General features: G+C 51.8%; 19 protein-coding genes. 8 read left to right on the top strand and 11 right to left on the bottom strand.

From position 1 onward, the window contains the following. Positions 1-116 precede the first annotated feature (116 nt). Entirely contained in the window at positions 117-1,460 is a 1,344-nt protein-coding gene (gene ribBA, locus HMPREF2872_RS10580; protein WP_191620530.1) for a bifunctional 3,4-dihydroxy-2-butanone-4-phosphate synthase/GTP cyclohydrolase II, read from the bottom strand. 196 nt (positions 1,461-1,656) lie between these two features. Between ribBA and HMPREF2872_RS10575 the strand changes: the two genes are divergently transcribed. Continuing rightward, positions 1,657-2,259: a DUF4230 domain-containing protein gene (locus HMPREF2872_RS10575; protein ID WP_070633512.1), complete on the top strand. Its 603-nt coding sequence runs from the start codon at positions 1,657-1,659 to the stop codon at positions 2,257-2,259. Between the two features lie 65 nt (positions 2,260-2,324). On the opposite strand, the gene HMPREF2872_RS10570 is transcribed toward HMPREF2872_RS10575, so the two are convergent. Together HMPREF2872_RS10570 and tsaE are read right to left on the bottom strand one after the other, a co-directional pair. Next, positions 2,325-3,572 carry an N-acetylmuramoyl-L-alanine amidase gene (locus HMPREF2872_RS10570; protein WP_070633473.1) on the bottom strand — a complete coding sequence of 416 codons (1,248 nt, stop codon included), beginning with the start codon at positions 3,570-3,572 and terminating at the stop codon, positions 2,325-2,327. Continuing rightward, positions 3,560-4,030 carry a tRNA (adenosine(37)-N6)-threonylcarbamoyltransferase complex ATPase subunit type 1 TsaE gene (gene tsaE / locus HMPREF2872_RS10565; protein WP_070625833.1) on the bottom strand — a complete coding sequence of 157 codons (471 nt, stop codon included), beginning with the start codon at positions 4,028-4,030 and terminating at the stop codon, positions 3,560-3,562. The genes HMPREF2872_RS10570 and tsaE overlap by 13 nt, the downstream gene beginning before the upstream one ends. Positions 4,031-4,201: 171 nt before the next feature. On the opposite strand from tsaE, the gene pheA reads away from it, so the two are divergent. Beyond that, on the top strand, positions 4,202-5,290 hold the full coding sequence (gene pheA / locus HMPREF2872_RS10560) for a prephenate dehydratase (protein ID WP_070633471.1): 1,089 nt from the start codon (positions 4,202-4,204) through the stop codon (positions 5,288-5,290). A 61-nt stretch (positions 5,291-5,351) separates the two neighbouring features. Here the strand turns inward: pheA and HMPREF2872_RS10555 are convergent, their stop codons facing one another. From HMPREF2872_RS10555 to HMPREF2872_RS10530, 6 genes are all read right to left on the bottom strand, one after another. Further along, positions 5,352-6,581, bottom strand: a complete 1,230-nt coding sequence (locus tag HMPREF2872_RS10555; protein WP_070633467.1) for an HlyD family type I secretion periplasmic adaptor subunit — start codon at positions 6,579-6,581, stop codon at positions 5,352-5,354. Between the two features lie 88 nt (positions 6,582-6,669). Continuing rightward, a complete protein-coding gene (locus HMPREF2872_RS10550) occupies positions 6,670-8,883 on the bottom strand; it encodes a type I secretion system permease/ATPase (protein WP_070633465.1) in 2,214 nt (737 codons plus the stop codon). A gap of 43 nt (positions 8,884-8,926) precedes the next feature. Beyond that, entirely contained in the window at positions 8,927-10,156 is a 1,230-nt protein-coding gene (locus tag HMPREF2872_RS10545) for a TolC family protein (RefSeq protein ID WP_070633463.1), read from the bottom strand. Positions 10,157-10,459: 303 nt separating this feature from the next. Then, the gene (locus HMPREF2872_RS10540; protein WP_070633460.1) at positions 10,460-11,719 is read right to left on the bottom strand and encodes an RsmB/NOP family class I SAM-dependent RNA methyltransferase; all 1,260 of its coding nucleotides are present in this window, start codon (positions 11,717-11,719) and stop codon (positions 10,460-10,462) included. A 35-nt stretch (positions 11,720-11,754) separates the two neighbouring features. Further along, positions 11,755-12,624, bottom strand: a complete 870-nt coding sequence (locus HMPREF2872_RS10535) for a DUF1853 family protein (protein WP_070633458.1) — start codon at positions 12,622-12,624, stop codon at positions 11,755-11,757. Between the two features lie 40 nt (positions 12,625-12,664). Further along, entirely contained in the window at positions 12,665-13,480 is an 816-nt protein-coding gene (locus HMPREF2872_RS10530; RefSeq protein ID WP_070633510.1) for an RNA methyltransferase, read from the bottom strand. Positions 13,481-13,655: 175 nt separating this feature from the next. Between HMPREF2872_RS10530 and HMPREF2872_RS10525 the strand changes: the two genes are divergently transcribed. The 6 genes from HMPREF2872_RS10525 to HMPREF2872_RS10500 all read left to right on the top strand — a co-directional run bounded on the left by HMPREF2872_RS10525 (position 13,656) and on the right by HMPREF2872_RS10500 (position 18,359). After that, positions 13,656-14,441 (top strand): inositol monophosphatase family protein, encoded by a 786-nt coding sequence (locus HMPREF2872_RS10525; protein WP_070633456.1) that lies wholly within the window; start codon positions 13,656-13,658, stop codon positions 14,439-14,441. 264 nt (positions 14,442-14,705) lie between these two features. Continuing rightward, positions 14,706-15,509, top strand: coding sequence for a glutamate 5-kinase (proB, locus tag HMPREF2872_RS10520; RefSeq protein ID WP_003683195.1), 804 nt, complete (start codon positions 14,706-14,708; stop codon positions 15,507-15,509). 6 nt (positions 15,510-15,515) lie between these two features. Then, positions 15,516-16,769 (top strand): glutamate-5-semialdehyde dehydrogenase, encoded by a 1,254-nt coding sequence (locus tag HMPREF2872_RS10515; protein ID WP_283119021.1) that lies wholly within the window; start codon positions 15,516-15,518, stop codon positions 16,767-16,769. 88 nt (positions 16,770-16,857) lie between these two features. After that, a complete protein-coding gene (gene grxD / locus HMPREF2872_RS10510) occupies positions 16,858-17,169 on the top strand; it encodes a Grx4 family monothiol glutaredoxin (RefSeq protein WP_003681608.1) in 312 nt (103 codons plus the stop codon). 148 nt (positions 17,170-17,317) lie between these two features. Then, positions 17,318-17,944, top strand: coding sequence for a uracil phosphoribosyltransferase (gene upp / locus HMPREF2872_RS10505; protein ID WP_039864255.1), 627 nt, complete (start codon positions 17,318-17,320; stop codon positions 17,942-17,944). 97 nt (positions 17,945-18,041) lie between these two features. Next, a complete protein-coding gene (locus HMPREF2872_RS10500; RefSeq protein ID WP_070633452.1) occupies positions 18,042-18,359 on the top strand; it encodes a DUF2322 family protein in 318 nt (105 codons plus the stop codon). A gap of 62 nt (positions 18,360-18,421) precedes the next feature. Here HMPREF2872_RS10500 and trxA read toward each other — a convergent pair whose 3' ends face one another. Both trxA and HMPREF2872_RS10490 read right to left on the bottom strand, forming a co-directional pair. After that, a complete protein-coding gene (gene trxA / locus HMPREF2872_RS10495; protein WP_003681479.1) occupies positions 18,422-18,754 on the bottom strand; it encodes a thioredoxin TrxA in 333 nt (110 codons plus the stop codon). 125 nt (positions 18,755-18,879) lie between these two features. Beyond that, positions 18,880-19,990 (bottom strand): ATP-binding cassette domain-containing protein (locus tag HMPREF2872_RS10490; protein ID WP_070633450.1); only part of this gene is annotated, 1,111 nt, incomplete at its 5' end.

The following is a 19,990-nucleotide window of genomic DNA, read 5'->3' as shown; positions in this document are numbered from 1 at the left end:
GTTTTTATCATAATTTTTTTTGGATAATATTCAGATAAATAGAGAGATGAAAAGGCCGTCTGAAAATTTTCAGACGGCCTTTTGTTTTATTTGCTTTGAGAATCAATCAAGCAAGATTATTTTTCGGCTTCTTCAAAGCCGACGACTTCGAGGCCGAAGCCGGTGAGGCCGGTGAAGGATGAAGGCTGGCCGAGGACGCGCAGTTTTTTGACGTTGAGGCCGGCAAGGATTTGCGCGCCTATGCCGTAGCTTTTGCTGTCCCATTTGTAGGCTTGGTTTGCGCCTTTGGGCAGGGTGCGGTCGAGCAGGGTGGCGCCGTCTTCGGTACGGTGCAGGAGGATGACTACGCCGCTTTCGGCTTGTTGGATGCGCTCAAGGGCTTTGGGCAGCGACCATGAATGGCGCGGGTTGGCTTGGATGAAGTCCATCACGCTGAAGGGTTCGTGGACACGGACGAGGGTTTCTTCGTCGGCGGTTGGGGTGCCTTTGACGAGGGCGAGGTGGGTTTCGCCGGAGAGTTTGTCGACGTAAACGTGTTGTTGGAATTCGCCCCACGGGGTTTGTACGGGTGCGTTGCCCATGTCTTCAAGCAGACTTTCGGTACGGCTGCGGTATTCGATGAGGTCGGTAATGGTGCCGATTTTGAGATTGTGTTCTTCGGCGAACTTCATCAGTTCGGGCATACGCGCCATGGTACCGTCGTCGTTGATGATTTCGCAGATGACGGCGGCGGGAATCAGGCCGTTCATTTGTGCCAGGTCAACGCCGGCTTCGGTGTGTCCGGCGCGGACGAGTACGCCGCCTTTTTGGGCGCGCAGTGGGAAGATGTGGCCGGGTTGGACGATGTCTTCTGGTTTGGCGGATGGGGAAACGGCGGTTTGAATGGTCAGGGCGCGGTCGGCGGCGGAAATGCCGGTGGTAATGCCGTGGGCGGCTTCGATAGAGACGGTAAAGTTGGTGCCGTATTGCGCGCCGTTTTTCTGGGTCATCATAGGCAGGCCGAGTTTTTCGACCATTTCGCCGTCCATCGGCAGGCAGACCAGGCCGCGCGCGTTTTTGATCATGAAGTTGATGGCTTCGGGGGTAACGAATTGGGCGGCCATCAGCAAGTCGCCTTCGTTTTCACGGTCTTCGGCATCGGTGATGATGACCATTTTGCCGGCTTTGATGTCTGCTAGGATTTCGGGGATGGTGGAGATGTGGGACATGGTATTTCTTTCTTGGCTGATGGTGGGGGCGTGGCGGTCTTGGTGGTCTTGATCCAGCCACATGTCAGGCATATTGGCTGCCTGCTCGATTTTTCGGGCTTTTTTCTCGCCGAAAGATTTGTTTTTCAGCAGGGCGGACAGCTCGCCTTGGTTGATGGCGATGGCTTGTGCAAACTTGGTCTGCTGGCCGTTGTGGTGTTGTGTTATCCATTGCCGCAGGTTGTGGCGGCGCAGGTCGGTGGTATTCATGATGAGATGAAATTGAATTGTGTGTAATGGATTGTAGTCTTGTCTTTACTAAAAGGCAAACTTTGTTTGTTGAGATTTTTTTATTACTTTTTGGTAATAAGTTTTAATGTTTCAGACGGCCTGGGTATGGCTTGAAATTGACGGTTTTGAGAGAATATAGGGAATGTTTTGATGATTATTTTAACGGGGGATGTTTGAAATGAAAATGCTTGGGCGCGGATTGGTCGTGCTGGTGTTGTGTGCGCTGACGGCTGCGGGCGGCTGGTTTTATGCCCTGCATAGTCAGAACGAAGAACATCAGGTTTTGTCCCGTGAGGGGGTTTTGATGCAGATTAAGCAGATGAACCGCTTGGAAAGTACGGCGTTTTATATCGATACGATTATCCGTACGGAGAAAAAAGGGGATTGGCGCAGGCTATGGCAGGATTCGCAAAGCGGTATTTTTATTGTACGCGGCAAGGTGTTGGCCGGTTTGGATTTGGATAAGTTGAGCGCGGACAATGTCAATATTGTGGACGACAAGGTATTGATTAGTCTGCCGGCGGTGGAAATCTTGAGCGTGGATTTGGAAAATATCGAAGTGTACGATATTCAGACCGGCTCGTTTAATTTGCTGCCTATGGATAAGTCGGTATTTAAGACGGTGCAGGAAGAGGCGAAACGGCAGGTATTGCAAAGCGCATGTAAGGCTGAGATTTTGGAACATGCCAACCGTCAGGCGCAAACGCAGTTGGAAAACCTGTTTGCATTGACACAGACGAAGGTGTCGGTGTATCCGGCCGCGGTAGGGAAGTGCGGTTAAATAGATTGGTTTAAAAGATGAGGCCGTCTGAAAATTTTTCAGACGGCCTTTGTTTTATCAAGCCATTATCCGCGTCGTAAAACGGCGGTATTGATGTATTTTTGAATACCGGTGGCAATGGCTTGGGCGCATTGTTGGCGGAAGGATTCGCTGCCGAGCAGCTGCTCTTCGGTAGGGTTGGAGAGGAAGGCGGTTTCCACCAAAATGGACGGAACATCCGGCGCGCGGAGGACGGCGAAGTTGGCTTCGTCAACGCGGCCTTTGTGCAACTGGTTGAGCTTGCCTAATTCGGTCAAGACGGAATGGCCGAGCTTGCGGCTGTCGCGCAGGGTCGCGGTTTGGGTCATGTCCAAAATCGTGTTGTCGACATTGGGGTTGCCGCTGGTTTGTACGCCGCCGATGGCGTCGGCGTTGTTTTGGGTTTGGGCAAGGAATTTTGCCGCCGAGCTGGTCGCACCTTTGGTATTGAGCATATACACACCGGTACCGCGAGCGGACGGGCTGGTAAAGGCATCGGCGTGGATGGATACGAATACGTCGGCATTACGCGCACGGCCTTTGGCAACGCGTACGCCCAATGGGATAAAGATGTCTTCGTTGCGCGTCATGAATACGTTGTAACCCAAGGCTTCGAGGCGTTTCTTGGTTTCGCGTGCGATGGAGAGTACGACGTTTTTCTCTTTGAGGCCGCTCGGGCCGATTGCGCCGGGGTCTTCGCCGCCATGACCGGGATCGATCATAATCACAGGACGGCGGTTGCCTCCGCTGCCGCGATTGCTTTTAGGGGCAGGGGTGTCGTATGCGATATTGGTATTCGGACGTTGTTTGGGGATATTGCCGTTGAGCAAGGCCATCATCGGGTCGTTGGCATCTGCGCCGTGCGGATAAAGGTCGATAACCAGGCGGTTTTTAAAGTTGCCGACGGGTGCGAGTGCGAAGACTTGCGGATGGGTGCTTTGTTTGAGGTCGATGACGATACGCACGGTGTTGGGCGTATTTTGACCGGCGCGAATGCTGCGGATAAAAGGGTCGTTAGACAGCACTTTGCTGGAAATGCCTTGCAGGACGCTGTTGATTTCCGCTCCTTGAATATCCACGACCAACCGACTGGGGTTGTCCAACATAAAATGTTGGTATTTCATCGAGTGGTTGCTCTCAAGGGTAACGCGTGTGTAGGCGTGCGCCGGCCAAATGCGGACGGCAAGGAATTGCGCAGGAGAGGCCGGTTTGGCCAATGCGGCACCAACGGGCGTGAGGGTGAGAAGTAGTCCTGTGCCTTGACGGAGAATGTGTCTTCTAGTTAATTTGACCATGATTCTAAACTTTTTCGGCCTTGGTTTGTGTGGGCGGAAAAGGTGCAGGTTCTGCCCTTATCGGTGTACGTCAATGTAATGGTAATGTCTGCCGGAGGCGTGAATTCCCCGCCTTGCTGCGGCCATTCGATGAGGCAGATGCTGTCGGGCGCAAACAATTCGTCCAAACCGGCATCTTCCCATTCCTCGGGCATGGTAAAGCGGTAGAGGTCGAAATGGTGGAGGGTGAATGCATCCAGCGGATAAGATTCGACAATGGTGTAAGTCGGGCTTTTGACTGCGCCCGTATGCCCCAGTCCGCGCAAAATGCCGCGTGTCAGCGTGGTTTTGCCTGCACCCAGCCCGCCTTCAAGATAGATGGTCAGCGGAGCGGAAAGCTGCTTGCTCCATTCTTCACCCAGTTTCAGGGTTGCTTCTTCATCGGGCAGAAAACGGGTGTACAGTCCGTTTGAGTGCATGGAATAGGCCTTGTCGTTCAAAAGGCTTAATTATGATGGAATTGGCAGCGTTTGCAAACCTGATAGACGATAAAGTTAGATAAAGATAGTGTTGAGGCCGTCTGAAAACGGAATTCAGACGGCCTTTAATGTTAAAATGAAAATATCCCTCACAAAATTGCGAGACAGCTTATGCCTTTATCCATAGACAAACAATTATTGCCGCACCGCAATGCCATCGACAGTATCGATGCGGAAATCCTCCGTTTGCTCAACGAGCGCGCCGGTCATGCGCATGCTATCGGCGAATTGAAAGGGACAGGCGCGGTGTACCGTCCTGAGCGGGAAGTGGCCGTTTTGCGCCGGATTCAGGATTTGAACCGCGGCCCTTTGCCTGATGAATCGGTCACCCGGCTGTTTCGCGAGATTATGAGCGAATGTTTGGCGGTAGAACGTCCGCTGACGATTGCCTATTTAGGGCCGAAGGGAACATTTACCCAGCAAGCCGCCATCAAACATTTCGGCCACGCCGCACACACCATGGCGTGTACCACCATCGACAACTGCTTTAAACAAGTTGAAACGCGCCAAGCCGATTATTTGGTGGCGCCGGTGGAAAACTCGACCGAAGGTTCGGTGGGGCGCACTTTGGACTTGCTGGCCGTAACCGCTTTGAAAGCCTGCGGCGAAGTGGTTGTCCGCATTCATCACAACCTGTTGCGTAAAGACAGCTACGAAATCGGCGGCATTACCAAAGTTTTCGCTCATGCCCAAGCCTTGGCGCAATGCAACGACTGGCTCGGCCGCAACCTGCCCAATGCGGAACGTATCGCCGTAGCCAGCAATGCCGAAGCAGCGCGTTTGGTTGCCGAATCTGACAGCCCGAATGTGGCCGCTATTGCCGGACGTATCGCCGCGGAAATTTATCAGTTGAGCTTTGCCGCCGAGTGTATCGAAGACGAACCAAACAACACCACGCGCTTCTTGGTGATGGGCCATCAAGAAACCGGCCGCAGCGGCAATGATAAAACCTCTTTGGTCGTCTCCGCACCCAACCGTGCCGGTGCCGTTACTTCCTTGTTGCAACCTTTCACCGAGTTGGGTATTTCCATGACCAAATTTGAAAGCCGCCCAAGCAAATCGGTTTTGTGGGAATACCTGTTCTTCATCGATATCGAAGGCCATCAAAGCGATGAAAATGTCCAAAAAGCCTTGCAGCTTTTGGGCGAACACGCTTCCTTCGTCAAAGTTGTCGGCTCTTATCCGACCGTTGTTTTGTAAGGATTATTGGGTATAAAAGGCCGTCTGAAAATATTCAGACGGCCTTTTATCGTTTTATCGATTAGCGTTCACTTAGCGCTTGTTTCATACGCGTAATCGGTTTGATCAGGTATTGGAAGATGGTTTTTTCACCGGTTTTGATGTCCACCGTTGCAACCATGCCCGGAATAATCGGCATAGGTTTGCCGTTTTTGTCTTTCAGGGAGTTGTTTTCAGTTTGGACGAGAACACGGTAATAGACTTGGTTCGGGTCAAGTTTCAAGTCGTTGGCACGGTTTTGCATAGAGTTGCTGACGGTATCGGCGCCGACGAGGGTAACTTTGCCTTCCAAACCGCCGTAGATGGAGTAGTCGTAGGCACTGACTTTAACCAATGCAGGTTGGCCTGCGCGGATAAAGGCGATGTCTTGCGGACGGATATAGGCTTCGACCAGCAGTTTGTCGTCAACGGGGATGATTTGCATGATGTCTTCGCCTGCATTCACAACGCCGCCGATGGTGGTGACTTTTATGCCTTTGACGATGCCGCGCATAGGCGCACGGATTTGCGAGCGTTCAACCGGATCGGCACGCATGGCAACGTTTTCTTTGGATTGCGCCAGCTCGGATTCGGCTTGCAAGAGTTCGTTGTTGGCATCGGCTTTGTAGCGGTTGCGGCGTTCGGAGATTTGGGTGGCCAAGTCTGCGGAATCGCGGCGCATTCTTAAAAGTTCGACTTCGGAAACCACGCCTTCGGCAACCATCGGTGCGGTAATGGCGATTTCGCGGTCAAGCGCGGCCTTGCTTTGGGAGAGGCCGCTGACGGCATCGGTCATGGCTTGACGGCGTGCTTTGTAGGCGGCAATTTCGCGACGGCGAAGCTCAGGGCTCACGCTGTCAGGGAAGGAGAGCTTGATGCCGTAGGCTTCGGCTTTAAGACGGGCAATAGTGGCTTCGAGGTTTTCGACTTTGGCTTCGCTTTCTCGTAAAACGGCAGAGCTGCGCGTGTCGTCGAGTTTCATCAGAATCTGATCTTTCTCGACCATGTCGCCTTCTTTAACCATGATTTCGGTTACGATGCCGGGGTCGAGGCTTTGGATTACTTGCTCACGGCTGCTGGGAATGATATTGCCGTTGCCGCGGGTCACTTCTTCGACAGGGCTGTTGTATGCCCAGACGACGAAGACAATCAGGAAAAGGAAGAATAGGATGATGACCCAAAATTGGCCGCTGTGTTTTTCTTTTTGAAGGGCGGCATTGAGGTCGTTGATGAGGTGTAGGTCTTTGGATTTGACGTTGTTTTCGCGGCTCATAATCGTGTATCTTTATTGTGTTTGGTGGATTTTAACCATTAGGGCAGGCCGTCTGAAAGGGTAAGTAGGTTTCAGACGGCCTTTTGCTTTATTGTGCTGCCGATTGAGGAGCGGCGGCAGCTTGTTGTTGCTGCTGTTTGACTGCAGCAGCTTGTTGCTGTTGTTTGACGTTGGCTGCTTTGGCCTGTTCGTTTTGCATGAGTTTTTGCAATACCAGATCACGCGGGCCGTCCATCACGACTTTGCCATTGTCCATCACAATGATTCGGTTGACGATTTGCAGCACTTGCGGACGGTGGGTCACCAAAAGCATGGTGCGGTTGCGGCCCCATTGGGCAATGGCATTGAGCGCCATACGCTCAGTGGCTTGATCCAGGCTGGTGGTCGGCTCGTCCAGCAAGACGACTCTCGGGTTGCGCAAGGTCATGCGCGCCAGGGCGATGATTTGTTTTTGACCGCCGGATAAGCCCAAACCGTCTTCACCCAAAGGCATATCCAAACCACGCGGATGGTTGCGGATGATTTTGTCGAGGCCGAAACGGTTGAGCGCAGTCAGTAAGTCTTGGTCGGTAGAGTAGCTGCCGGTACGTGCCAAGTCCATGTTTTCACGCAATGTGCCGAGGAACAGGCGTGGCGATTGGCTCAGCAGCAGGACTTGATCGCGCAGGAAGTTGGGGTCAAGCTGGCGCATATCGACTCCGTCAAGGGTAACGTTGCCTTTTTCAGTGTCGTACAGACCGCTGGCCAGTTTGAGCATGGTGCTTTTACCGCTGCCGATGCGGCCCAAAATACCGACTTTTTCGCCCGGTTTGATGGTCAGGCGCAAATCTTCGACGGCGCTGTTGTTGTCGGCTTGATATTTGAACGATACGTTTTCAAAGGTAATACTGCCTTGAACGTTGTCTAAAGTAATGTATTTGCGTTCCGGATTGCGCTCGATAGGGCGGGTAACGATATCGTTTACGCCTTTGAGGGCAAGTTTGGCCTGTTGGAAGCGGGTCGCCAGACCGGCGATTTGTGCCAACGGCGCCAAGGCGCGGCCGGACAGAATCACGGAGGCAATCAATGCACCCATGGTGATGCGTTCCGCATGGTTGTCGGCATGAATCAGATAGGTACCGACGACGACCAAAAAGACGGTATTGAGCTGCTGCATGGCAACGGCGAAGTTGACCATGAAGTTGCTGGTGTCTTTGACTTTGATGGAAGAAGCGGAAGTTTTAGCGGTGTATTCGTCCCAACGTTGTTGCGCCCAAGATGTGGCGTTGTTGGTTTTCAGGGTTTCGATGCCTTCGATGGCTTCAACGGCAAGGCCGGAACGTTGCGAACCTTCTTTCATCGATTCGTTGATGTGGCGAGAGAGCGGGCGTTGTACGACAAAACCGACAATCACGACAATTGGAATGATGGTCAGGGGAACAAGTGCCAGTTTGCCGCCGACCATGGAAATCACGAAGATAAACAGCAACAGGAAAGGCAAGTCGACAATAGTCAACAAGCTGGCACTGGTCATGAACTCGCGCACGGCTTCAAATTCGCGCAGGTTGCTGGCGTATGAACCGGAAGAAGCAGGACGATCTGCCAGACGCAATGCCATCACGCGGCGGAACAGGGCGGAGCTGATGATCAAATCGGCTTTTTTACCGGCAATATCGGTCAAGTGACCGCGAATCATCTTGGCGGCAAATTCAAACAAAATCGCCAAGACCACGCCGATGCTCAATACCCACAAGGTTTCATAGGCCTGGTTGGGAATCACGCGGTCGTACACGTTCATCACATACAGGGAGCTGACGAGCGCAAGGAAGTTGATGATGATGGTGGCCAAAATGACTTGGTAGTAGTAGCTGCGGAAACGCCAAATGACTTTCCAAAACCATGCTTTGGGCAGATGGTATTCAGGCAACTCCGAGCGCATATCGGTCGCCATTTTGGGTTTGATAAACCAGCAGTAGCCCAAATACAGGCCGGAGAGCTGCTCATGGCTGAGTTCCTGTTCCAAACCGTCAACCTGGCGGATATGGTATTTGCGCTCTTGGCCGGAACCTTCGATTTGGGTGATGACCGCAGCCTCTTCGTTGTGCAGGATAATCATGACCGGCACGGCAAGCGAGGGGATGTCTTCCAGATTGCGTTTGGATAAGGTGTTTTCAAAGCCGTGGCTGCGCAGGACTTCGACCAGTGAGTGATAGTTGACCTTGAGCTTTTTGTCGCGCACGACTTCGGCAGACAAAGCGGTTTCGGATACGGGCGCACCCAAAAGGCGGGTCACTAAAACGATGTGTTCAATGATGGCTTTCATATTTTTTCGCGTAATGTTTTTGGTTTAACCGGCGGATATGGCTTTATTTTTGTGCCAAACCGACCCAAGCGGAGATTTTGGCCTGGGTATTTAAATAGTCGAGTGCCGCATCGCGGAAATCGTTGCGGGCGGCAACGTAATCCTGTTCGATGGAGGATAACTCGCTGTATGCGCTCAAAACGTCAGTCAGCGTACGTCGGGCGATTTTAAACTGCAATTCGTATACTTTGATGACTTCTTTTTGGGCGGCGATGTGTTGCGCCGTCAGCACGGTACGCTGTTCGCTTTCCTGCATATCGATGGCGGATGTTTGAACGCGTTCGTTCATGTCGCGCAGGATTTGTTCGGACTTGGCTTCTGCGGCAATCAATGATTTGGCATTGCGTTCCACATTGTGGCGTGCGGCAATATCCAACACATTCCATGCAACGTTTAAATAAAGCTGTTTGGTGTTGCGCGTTGCACTGCCTTCCAAATTGAGGGCAGGTAGGCGTTCGGCTTTGGAAGCGTCCAAATCGGCACGGACGCTGTCGCGCTCGGCCAATTGCGCCTGATAGGACGGATTGTTGTTGCGGTTGGGGTTGTTGAAGCGTTCGCTGATGGATTTCGCCGTGTCGTTTTTAAACGGATCTTCCAAGTCGTTGGCAGTCAGCTGGCGCGAGGTATAGCGGGACAGGCGGCTCAGTGCCAAATCCATGGTGCGGCGTTGTTGGGCAATGATGTTTGCCACTTGCAGTTGGCGCGCGCGCGCTTCAATCAGCTCGGAACGGCGGCCGGCATCATATTTGACGATGGTGTCCAAGTCTTTTAAGAGGTTGTTGTGGCGCGCCAAAGTCTGTTCGTTGAGGACCAGGGTTTCTTTTGCACGCAATGCGCTCAGATAGAGGCGGCCGATATCGCTGCCCAGCTGCTCTTGGCTTTCGGTGTATTTGTGTTGATAGTATTCTTCGCGGCTGCGGTCGCGGCGGACGGCGGCTTCAATCGCACCCCATGAGTAAATGTTCACGCTGCCGCGCACGCCGATACCGTCATTCATATCGTTGCTGTTGTACTTATTGTGTTGCGCCAGCACTTTCGTGCCAGTCAGGGTAACGACAGGATAATGGCGCGCGCGCGTGGCTTTGGTCGTGCTTTGCGCTGCTTCTTGAGTGGCTTTGGCTTCACGCACAATCGGGTCGCTGATTAAAGCGTCCCTGAGGATGTCTTGCAGGCTGTATGCAGAGGCCGTCTGAAACGGCAACAGACAGCAGGCGACGGCAATGGCCGATGACAAGAAACGGGGCTTTGTGGGGGAAGAATAAATATGCGACATGATTTTTAACCAAATGATTTATATATTATCGTTGTCAGTATCGGGTATTGCCTGAGGCATGACCGGGCGAATTTTGAACGAGAACACATACATTTACAAAGCATAAAGCATTTTTTCCAGCTTTTCACAATATTCTGATGAAAGGTCGAGATACATGCCTTAAAGTATATTATTGCAGAGCGCGACTATCGTATCTAAGGATTTTAATGTAAAAAATCTATCAAGAAGGCCGTCTGAAAGGATTTCAGACGGCCTTTTTCAACCTTAATCCTTACGTTGCAATACAGCGGCAAAGAAGCCGTCGGTTTGGTGTTCTCCGGAGTTGAGGCGCAGGTATTTTCCGGTATCCAAATCGACCTTCAGGCTTTGCAGCAGTTCGGCACAGTTAACGAGTTCAAATTCGGGATGTTCGGACAGGAAACGTTCGACTTGCAGCTCGTTTTCTTCCGGCAACACGCTGCAGGTGGCGTACACCAAACGGCCTTGTGGTTTCACCAGTTTGGAGGCGGCATCGAGGATGCTGTGTTGCTGTTCCAAAAGGTTGGCCACGGTCTCGGCGGATTGGCGGTATTTGAGGTCGGGATTGCGGCGTAAAGTACCCAAACCGGAGCAGGGCGCGTCCACCAACACACGGTCGGCTTTGCCTGCCAGTCTGGTGATACGGGTATCGTGTTCGCTGCTGATGCGTTCGGGGTGGATGTTGGTCAGTCCGGCACGGGTCATGCGCGGTTTGAGGTTGGCAAGGCGTTTTTCGGCGATGTCGAAGGCGTAGATTCTGCCTTTGTTGGCCATTTGTGCGCCGACAGCTAAGGTTTTACCGCCGGCACCGGCACAGAAATCGACAATGATTTCGCCGCGTTTTGCGCCCACCAATAAGGCAAGCAGCTGGCTGCCTTCGTCTTGGACTTCCAGCGTGCCGTCCAAAAACAGTTCGTGTTTGTTAAGCGCAATTTTATTTTGCATGCGGATGCCCCAAGGCGAATAAGGCGTGGCTTCTGCATCGGCACTTTCGGCTTGCAACAGCGGCAACACTTTATCGCGTTTGCCTTTCAAAGTATTGACGCGGATATCGAGCGGGGCAGGTTGGTTGATGCTGCGGCCGAAGGCGAGGATTTCTGCTTCGCTCCAATGCTGTTGCAGTTGTTCCACCAGCCATTGCGGCAATTCTGCGGCGGTATTCAGGCCGTCTGAAAACTCGGTTTTACGGGCTTTCAAATTACTGAGGAACTCTGTTTCTTCTTCATCAAGTAGGTCTTTGATTTGGCTGATGTTGGTGCTTCTGCCGAGAACCAGTGCGGCGAGTGCGGCTTTGCGCGGTTGCGCGTGCGGACGGCGCAGGGCGGTACTGATTTTTTGATAGTGGCGCAGCGCGGCAAAGGCGGTTTCGGCGATTTCGTGGCGGTCTTGGCGGCCGAGCTTTTTGTGTTCGCGGAAATAGGCGGAGAGGACGGCATCGGAAGGCTGTTTGAAAGTCAGCATTTCAGCCAAAACTTTGGCGGTATGGTCGAGTTGTGCGGCGTTCATAATGTAATGGGTTCTCTTAAAGTTGGTAAATAGTTTCAGACGGCCTTCATGATGCGTTCGATTTCGTGCCAAAAGCCGTCCGGCCGTAATTCCAAAACGGCAATCAAGCCTTGGTCGATACGGCGGATTTCGGTTTCGTTCAATGTTTCGGTTTCGGCAACACGCGCAGGTGCAAGATAAGCCATACGGTCGAGCAGGTGGTAGCGGGCTTCTTGGCGTTCAAACCCGTATTCCGCCCAATCTTGAATATAGACGCCGCGCCAGCCGTATGGATTAAGCGGCGGCTCAAAAGCATGGAAACCTTGTGGAAAAAATCCGATGCCGCGCACGATTGAAGTAGGAAGCGGATTCTCCGGCAGGCCTTGTGCGGCTAAGGTTGCTTTGCCTTGCGGCGTATGCAGCAGCTGGGATTGCTGCACCAGTTTGGCGGCTTTGTCCGTCAGTGTGTCTTTAGGATTGAGGCCGCGCAGGTTTTGCACTTGGTCTCCGCCGTAGTATTTACACGCCAGCTCGATATGGTAGGGCTGTTGGTTGAGGGAAACGACAAAATCCGCAGCGCCTAAAGTTTGGCCGTCTGAAAAAACGGGCAGATTGTAGGCGTGCAGTTTGGCATGCGGCGCGTTGGCAAACCAGAAAGCCAGCAGCTCTTCGGCATAAATGCCGAGACGATGTCCGAACGGGGCGCGTTGGGCGAGGTGATCCATCAGCGGCGCGGGATCAGCATCCAATGCCAAAAGATAGCGGAAACCGTGTTCCCCCAGTAGTTCGCGCACGCTCAATTCGCAACCGCTTTGCCATAAAGGCGGCGCAGTCAGTAGCGAGGCAAGGTCGCGGACGGGTTGGCTGGTGAGTTTCCACCATAATGCGTCTAGGGTGTAATTCATGCTTATCCGAATATCAGTCATGCCGTCTGAAAAGCTTGTAACGTTTTCAGACGGCCTTAAATTAGTCTTTCTTATTGATAAGGTGGCTGACGGTATTGAAAAAACCGCGCAGGATATCGATGTCTTCGGTTTGCGTATTGGCACGTCCGAACAGGCTCTGCATACGGCGCATCAGGCGCTCGCCGTTGCGGCGGTTGAAAAAGCCGATGTCGTTCATCACGCTTTCCATGTGGGCGACCATGCCTTTGATTTGCTCGTGGGTCGCGGCGTGGTCTTCCTGTTGAAGATGGGTCATGGGCGAATCGGTTTGGCTGAAGATTTCATAACACACGACCTGCACGGCTTGGGCAAGGTTGAGCGAGAAATAGTCGGGATTGCCGTTGATGGTCATCAGTCGGTTGCAGGCTTGGACTTCTTCGATGCTTAAGCCGAAAGTTTCGTTGCCGAAAACCAGCGCCACTTTCTCGCCGCGGTTGGCGGCCTGCAGTAATTCGGGCACTAAGTCGCGCGGCGTTTGCAGCGGCGCGGTGATTTCGCGGCGGCGGCTGGTCAGGGCGCAGGCGATGGTGGTGTCGGCAAGGGCTTTGTCCAAAGAGGCGGCAATGGTGGCATTTTCCAAAACGTCCGCCGCGCCGGAAGCGAGGATGAAACTTTCTTCCGGTAATTTAAACGATTGCGGATGCTCCGGATCGAACACGGGCGGATTTTCCGTCATCGGCGTTGCCATCAGATTGGGGGCGACGATGGTCAATTTGTGCAGGCCCATCGTTTTCATGGCGCGCGCGGCGGAGCCGATATTGGCAGGATGGCTGGTGCGCGTGAGGATGATGCGGATGTTGTCCAGATAAGCGGGCAGTGCGGGTTTTTCGGAAGTCATGTTTTGTTTTCTGTTTGTACGGGAATCAGGTATAATGCGCCATCTTTTTGTTTTCAGACGGCCTTTTTCCATGCCGTCTGAAATGTTCTTTAACAGCATCGGAAACGATTAACAGCCTCTTGTGTGCCATGTTCGGCGCATTAGGGCGTATTTTACCTGAATTAGAAAGAAAACCATGAATCCGTTTTTAAATACCGCTTTCAAAGCCGCCCGTAAAGCAGGGCAAATGATGATTCGCGCCGCTGGCAATCTGGGTGCCGTCAAAGTAGACAGCAAAGCATTCAACGACTTCGTTTCCGATGTTGACCGCAGCTCCGAAATGATTTTGGTGGAAGCGCTCAAAGAAGCCTATCCGCATCACAAAATCACTTGCGAAGAAGGCGGCTCCCACGGTAAAGCCACTGCCGAGTACGAATGGATTATCGACCCGCTCGACGGCACAATCAACTTCCTCCACGGCCATCCTCAATACGCTATCTCTATGGCACTCCTGCACAAAGGCGTGTTGCAAGAAGCTTTGGTATACGCACCTGAGCGCAACGACGTATACATGGCTTCCCGCGGCAAAGGCGCGTTGCTCAATGACCGCCGCATCCGCGTTTCCAACCGCATCGAATTGAACCGCTGCCTGATCGGTACCGGCTTCCCTGTTGTCGATCAAAGCATGATGGACAAGTATCTGGCGATTTTGAAAGATTTCTTGGCAAAAACCGCTGGCGGCCGTCGTGAAGGCGCGGCTTCTTTGGATTTGTGTGCCGTTGCGGCCGGCCGTTTGGACGGTTTCTTTGAGTTCAACCTCAAACCTTGGGATATTGCCGCCGGTGCATTGATTGTCCAAGAAGCAGGCGGCATCGTTACCGATATGTCTGGTGATGAAGGCTGGCTGGAAAGCGGTGACATCGTTGCGGCCAATCCTAAAGTATTGGCGCAAATGCTGAAAATTATTTCTGAACACCAATAAGCGTTTGTAGGGAACGGTCTGTATTTATCGTGGCAGGCCATGTTCTCAATAATCGGTAAAAGGCCGTCTGAAACCTGGAATCGGGTTTCAGACGGCCTTTTATTTTGTTGTTAACGGATTCGGATAAAGGCTGAAAATACAGCTTTTAAAGGAAGCGTTTTTTAATTTTGTCTGTATTTTCTATTGCTTCGCAGTTATGATGTAGATACGTTTGGCTGAAATAATGCCGCATGCAATCATAAAAATAGAAAGCAGAGGAGAATAATGAAACGAGATTTTGAAGCAGTAAAACGCATTGTCATTAAGATTGGAACCAGTTCTTTGGTGTTGCCAAACGGCAAAATCAATTTGGCAAAAATCGACCAACTGGCCTTTGTCATTTCCAGCTTGGTCAGTAAGGGCAAAGAAATTGTGCTGGTGTCTTCCGGTGCAATGGGTTTTGGGCTGAATGTCCTCAACATGGAAAAACGTCCGGCGGAAATGGCGCAGCAGCAGGCTGTTTCCAGCGTCGGCCAAGTGGCCATGATGAGCCTTTATTCGCAGATTTTTTCCCATTATCGGATGACGGTATCGCAAATCCTGCTGACGCGTGATGTGGTCGAATATCCGGAAAGTTTGGCAAACGTTACCAATGCTTTTGAATCCCTGCTTTCCATCGGTGTCATCCCCATTGTCAATGAGAACGATGCGGTCAGCGTGGACGAGATGGACCATGCGACCAAGTTTGGCGATAACGACCGTTTGTCGGCAGTTGTAGCGAAAATCGTTAAAGCCGATTTGCTGATTATGTTGTCCGATATAGACGGTTTGTTTGATAAAAATCCGGCTGTTCACGCCGATGCCAAGCTGCGCAGCCATGTGGCCGATATTACCGAAGAAATTATTGCTTCTGCCGGCGGCTCGGGCAGTAAGTTTGGTACGGGCGGCATGCTCAGTAAGATTAAGAGTGCGCAGATGATGTTTGAACATCACGGCCAGATGGTGTTGATGAATAGCGCCAATCCGCGCGATATCCTTCAGGTTTTAGATGGCGCGCCTATCGGAACGTGGTTTGCACAAGAGAAATAGGGAGGTTTGATGAACTATATCGAACAGTTGGGCAAGAATGCTCAAAAAGCCAGTAAAACGTTAATCAGCCTGGGAAGCGTGGAAAAAAACAATCTGCTGCGTCAGGTTGCGGCGGCTTTGGTTGAACAGGCTGAGATGATTTTGGCGGAAAATGCCCGCGATTTGGCCGCTGCAAAAGAAAACGGCATTTCGGACATTATGCTCGACAGGCTGCGCTTGAATCACGAACGCATCCAAGGCATTGCGGAAGGCGTTGGGCAGGTCGCCGATTTGCAGGACCCGATTGGGCAGGTTGTCCGCGGCTATACCAATTTGGACGGTTTGAAGATTGTTCAAAAACGCGTGCCTTTGGGTGTGGTTGCCATGATTTTTGAGAGCCGCCCGAATGTTTCGGTCGATGCGTTTTCCCTGGCCTTTAAAACCGGCAATGCCATTATTTTGCGCGGCGGTCGCGATGCCATCCATTCCAATACCGCATTGATTGCCGTCATCAGGCAGGCTTTGGTAAAGGCGGGAATGGATGCCGATGTGGTTCAGCTGGTTGAAGATACCAGTCATGCCGCTGCCGAGGAATTGATGCAGGCAGTTGATTATATTGATGTACTGATTCCGCGCGGCGGCGCGCGCTTGATTCAGACGGTTAAAGAGAAATCGAAAGTTCCCGTCATTGAAACCGGAGTCGGTAATTGCCATATTTATGTGGACGACAGTGCCGATTTGGAGATGGCGGTCGATATCGTCGTGAACGCCAAAACGCAGCGTCCGAGCGTGTGCAATGCCGCTGAATCTTTGGTTGTTCACGAAAAGATAGCAGAAGCGTTTTTGCCCAAACTGGAAGAAGCCGTTGCCAAAGTGCATCCGGTTGAATTTAGAGCCGATCAGGAAGCATTGCGTATGTTTAAAAATGCTGTTTTGGCAACAGAGGAAGATTACAGTACCGAGTTTCTTGACTATATTATGTCGGTCAAGACAGTGAAATCGGTGGAAGAAGCCGTCGATTGGATTAACGACTACACGACGCATCACTCGGAAGCGATTGTGACCCAAAGCATTGCCCATGCCGAATTTTTCCAAGAAAGCATTGATGCGGCGGCGGTTTATGTCAATGCGTCCACTCGGTTTACCGACGGCTTTGTTTTCGGATTGGGGGCGGAAATCGGTATTTCCACCCAAAAAATGCACGCCCGCGGTCCGATGGGTTTGGAAGCGCTGACTTCGACCAAGTTCTACATCAACGGCAACGGTCAGATCCGACGTTGATAAACGCCCCTCAACTTCATCAATTTGCGTATAATGGCGGGAAATTTGATTTTCCCCGAACAACCGATTTAGTAAAAAGGAACACACCATGTCCTCTATCCACGATCAAATCAAAGAAGTCGTTACCACACACCGCGTCGTATTGTTCATGAAAGGCACGAAGCAATTCCCGCAATGCGGCTTCTCTTCGCGTGCCGTACAAATCCTGAATGCGGCAGGTTGCACCGACTATGTAACCGTCAACGTATTGGAAAACGATGCCGTACGCCAAGGCATTAAAGAATACAGCGACTGGCCGACTATTCCTCAACTGTACGTCAACGGCGAATTTGTCGGCGGTTCTGACATTTTGATGGAAATGTACGAAGCCGGCGAACTGCAAGAATTGCTGAAAGCTTAATTATCCACAATATTCCGTAATGTAAAATTGTTGACAAAGGCCGTCTGAAACCCTGATTCAGACGGCCTTTCGCACGAAACATACCCTTTCCGCCATTCGTGAAAAAAAGTATAATTCACTCCGTCAACGAAACTCGGAAATACAGAAAATGAACGTTACCGTCATCAATCATCCCCTCGTCCGCCACAAACTGACTTTGATGCGCGAGGCAGAATGCAGCACCTACAAATTCCGCACACTCACTACCGAGCTGGCGCGCCTGATGGCATACGAAGCCAGCCGCGACTTTGAAACCGAAAAATACATCATCGACGGTTGGTGTGGCTCTATCGAAGGCGACCGTATTAAAGGCAAAACCTTGACCGTTGTCCCTATTTTGCGTGCCGGTTTGGGTATGCTCGACGGCGTACTCGACCTGATTCCTACCGCTAAAATCAGCGTTGTCGGCTTGCAGCGCGATGAAGAAACGCTGAAACCGGTTTCTTACTTTGAAAAATTCGTTGACAGCATGGCCGAGCGTCCTGCACTGATTATCGACCCGATGTTGGCGACCGGCGGCTCTATGGTTGCGACCATCGACTTGCTGAAAGCTAAAGGTTGCAGCAATATCAAAGCATTGGTATTGGTTGCCGCTCCGGAAGGCGTGAAAGCCGTCAATGACGCGCATCCTGATGTAACCATCTACACTGCTGCGCTCGACAGCCACTTGAACGAACACGGCTACATCATCCCAGGCTTGGGCGATGCCGGCGATAAGATTTTCGGTACACGTTAATTGAAATGTTTAAGGCCGTCTGAAAAGTGTCAAACATCAACTTTCAGACGGCCTTGTTATATGGTTTGCTTTAAAACCCACATCAGAAAGGACAATCATGAGCTTCCAAGATAATCTGGCCACCATGCCTGCCATCGACCATTTGAGCGGCTTGGATATTCTCGATAAAGAGGGCAATGTGGTTCATCACATTCCCAATGCGCCCGGCAAACAAGGCTCGCTCAAGCTTTACCATGCTTTGGCGCAAGAGTTTGACGGCAAGCTGGACGCAGCGGCGGCAGAACGCGGCCTGGCATGGTTTGCCGAGCATGTTGCCGATGCCGAAGCCAATCCTGGCAAACATCCGAATATTGATTTGCTGTTTAAAGTGAAAGCTGAAAATATCAGCCTGACTTTGAAACCATTGGCTGCTTAATGAATACAAAAAAAGGCCGTCTGAAAACAATTTCCAGACGGCCTTTTTATATGCTTAAAGCCTTAAGCGATAGAGGCTTCAACGAATGCAGTCAGTTGACCTTTAGCCAATGCGCCAACTTTGGTTGCAACGTTTTCACCGTTTTTGAACACCATCAGGGTAGGGATGCCGCGAACGCCGAATTTGGCAGGAGTGGCTTCATTGTCGTCGATGTTGATTTTAACGACTTTCAGACGGCCTTGGAATTCGGAGGCGATGTCGTCCAAGATTGGGGCAATCATTTTGCAAGGGCCGCACCATGGTGCCCAGAAGTCCAGCAATACAGGTACGTCGGATTTCAAAACGTCTTGTTCGAAGCTGGCATCGCTGGCGTGGATAATCAATTCGCTGCTCATGTTATTTCCTTTCAAATCGGGATTAATAAAGATGTTGTTCAGAATAGTGGCAGACAGGGAAAATTTCAAGTGCCGCCACCCGGCAATAGTTTTTTTGAAATGCGTCTATCGTAATCCTTAAAGATTCAGACGGCCTCTTGAACCATGTGGCCGGAGTGGGCAATCAAATGGCACGTATAGTCGCTGCTTGGATTGGCAAACACATTTTCGCATTCGCCTTCTTCAACGATTTTGCCGTCTTTCAACACCATCACGCGGTGGGAAATGGCGCGGATAACCGCGAGGTCGTGGCTGATGATGATGAAGGCGAGGCCGTATTCTTTTTGCAGGCCGCTGAGCAATTCAAGGATTTGTTGTTGCCATTGGACATCAAGCGCGCTGGTTGGTTCGTCCAATACGAGGATTTTCGGGCGGACAATGATGGCGCGGGCGATGGCGAGGCGTTGGCGCTGGCCGCCGGAGAATGCGTGCGGATAGCGTTCGAGTGCATCTTCGGGCAGGCCGACTTGTTTCAGGACTTCTTCGACGCGGCGGCGCATTTCTTCGCGCGGCATTTCAGGTTCGTGTACGCGTAAGGCTTCGGAAACGGTATCGAAGACGTTCATACGCGGATTGAATGCGCCGAACGGGTCTTGGAACACCATTTGGATTTCGCGTCTCAATTCGCGTTTCCATGGCTCGCCGTTGACAATCAGGCTGCCTTCGGAATCGATAAGGTGCATAACGGCTTTTGCCAGCGTGGTTTTGCCGCAGCCACTTTCGCCGATGATGCCCAATGTTTCCCCTGATTTGAGATCGAAAGAAACGGGGTTGAGAATGGTTTTGTCGCGTTTTTTAAACCAGCCGTCTGATTCTTTGATGGAAAAGGCGATTTGTTCGACCTTAAGGACGGTGGCAGGGTTTTCAGGCAAAGGAGCCACGCGTCGCGTTGTGCCGGCGTTGAGCAGCATTTTGGTGTATTCGTGCTGCGGATTGGCGAAGACTTCGTTTGCTTTGCCGGTTTCGAGGATACGGCCGTTACGCATAACGGCGACATCGTCGGCAAAACGGCGCACAAGGTTCAAGTCGTGCGTAATGTAGAGCATGGTCATGCCGTGTTCTTCCTGCAGGCGTGAGAGCAGGTCGAGGATTTGGGCTTGGACGGCAACGTCCAAAGCGGTGGTCGGTTCGTCGGCAATAAGGAGCTTGGGCTGGGCTGATACGGCCATGGCAATCATGGCGCGTTGGCGTTGGCCG

The organism is Neisseria sp. HMSC069H12, assembly GCF_001812735.1.
Lineage (GTDB): Bacteria > Pseudomonadota > Gammaproteobacteria > Burkholderiales > Neisseriaceae > Neisseria > Neisseria subflava.
This window is presented reverse-complemented; position numbering and strand designations above follow the sequence as displayed.

Excerpts from the sequence above, each read along its gene's own strand:
- HMPREF2872_RS10575 (WP_070633512.1), top strand. The coding sequence starts at position 1,657 with ATGAAAATGCTTGGGCGCGGATTGGTCGTGCTGGTGTTGTGTGCGCTG.
- HMPREF2872_RS10570 (WP_070633473.1), bottom strand. The coding sequence starts at position 3,572 with ATGGTCAAATTAACTAGAAGACACATTCTCCGTCAAGGCACAGGACTA.
- tsaE (WP_070625833.1), bottom strand. The coding sequence starts at position 4,030 with ATGCACTCAAACGGACTGTACACCCGTTTTCTGCCCGATGAAGAAGCA.
- pheA (WP_070633471.1), top strand. The coding sequence starts at position 4,202 with ATGCCTTTATCCATAGACAAACAATTATTGCCGCACCGCAATGCCATC.
- HMPREF2872_RS10555 (WP_070633467.1), bottom strand. The coding sequence starts at position 6,581 with ATGAGCCGCGAAAACAACGTCAAATCCAAAGACCTACACCTCATCAAC.
- HMPREF2872_RS10550 (WP_070633465.1), bottom strand. The coding sequence starts at position 8,883 with ATGAAAGCCATCATTGAACACATCGTTTTAGTGACCCGCCTTTTGGGT.
- HMPREF2872_RS10540 (WP_070633460.1), bottom strand. The coding sequence starts at position 11,719 with ATGAACGCCGCACAACTCGACCATACCGCCAAAGTTTTGGCTGAAATG.
- HMPREF2872_RS10535 (WP_070633458.1), bottom strand. The coding sequence starts at position 12,624 with ATGACTGATATTCGGATAAGCATGAATTACACCCTAGACGCATTATGG.
- HMPREF2872_RS10530 (WP_070633510.1), bottom strand. The coding sequence starts at position 13,480 with ATGACTTCCGAAAAACCCGCACTGCCCGCTTATCTGGACAACATCCGC.
- HMPREF2872_RS10525 (WP_070633456.1), top strand. The coding sequence starts at position 13,656 with ATGAATCCGTTTTTAAATACCGCTTTCAAAGCCGCCCGTAAAGCAGGG.
- proB (WP_003683195.1), top strand. The coding sequence starts at position 14,706 with ATGAAACGAGATTTTGAAGCAGTAAAACGCATTGTCATTAAGATTGGA.
- grxD (WP_003681608.1), top strand. The coding sequence starts at position 16,858 with ATGTCCTCTATCCACGATCAAATCAAAGAAGTCGTTACCACACACCGC.
- upp (WP_039864255.1), top strand. The coding sequence starts at position 17,318 with ATGAACGTTACCGTCATCAATCATCCCCTCGTCCGCCACAAACTGACT.
- HMPREF2872_RS10500 (WP_070633452.1), top strand. The coding sequence starts at position 18,042 with ATGAGCTTCCAAGATAATCTGGCCACCATGCCTGCCATCGACCATTTG.
- trxA (WP_003681479.1), bottom strand. The coding sequence starts at position 18,754 with ATGAGCAGCGAATTGATTATCCACGCCAGCGATGCCAGCTTCGAACAA.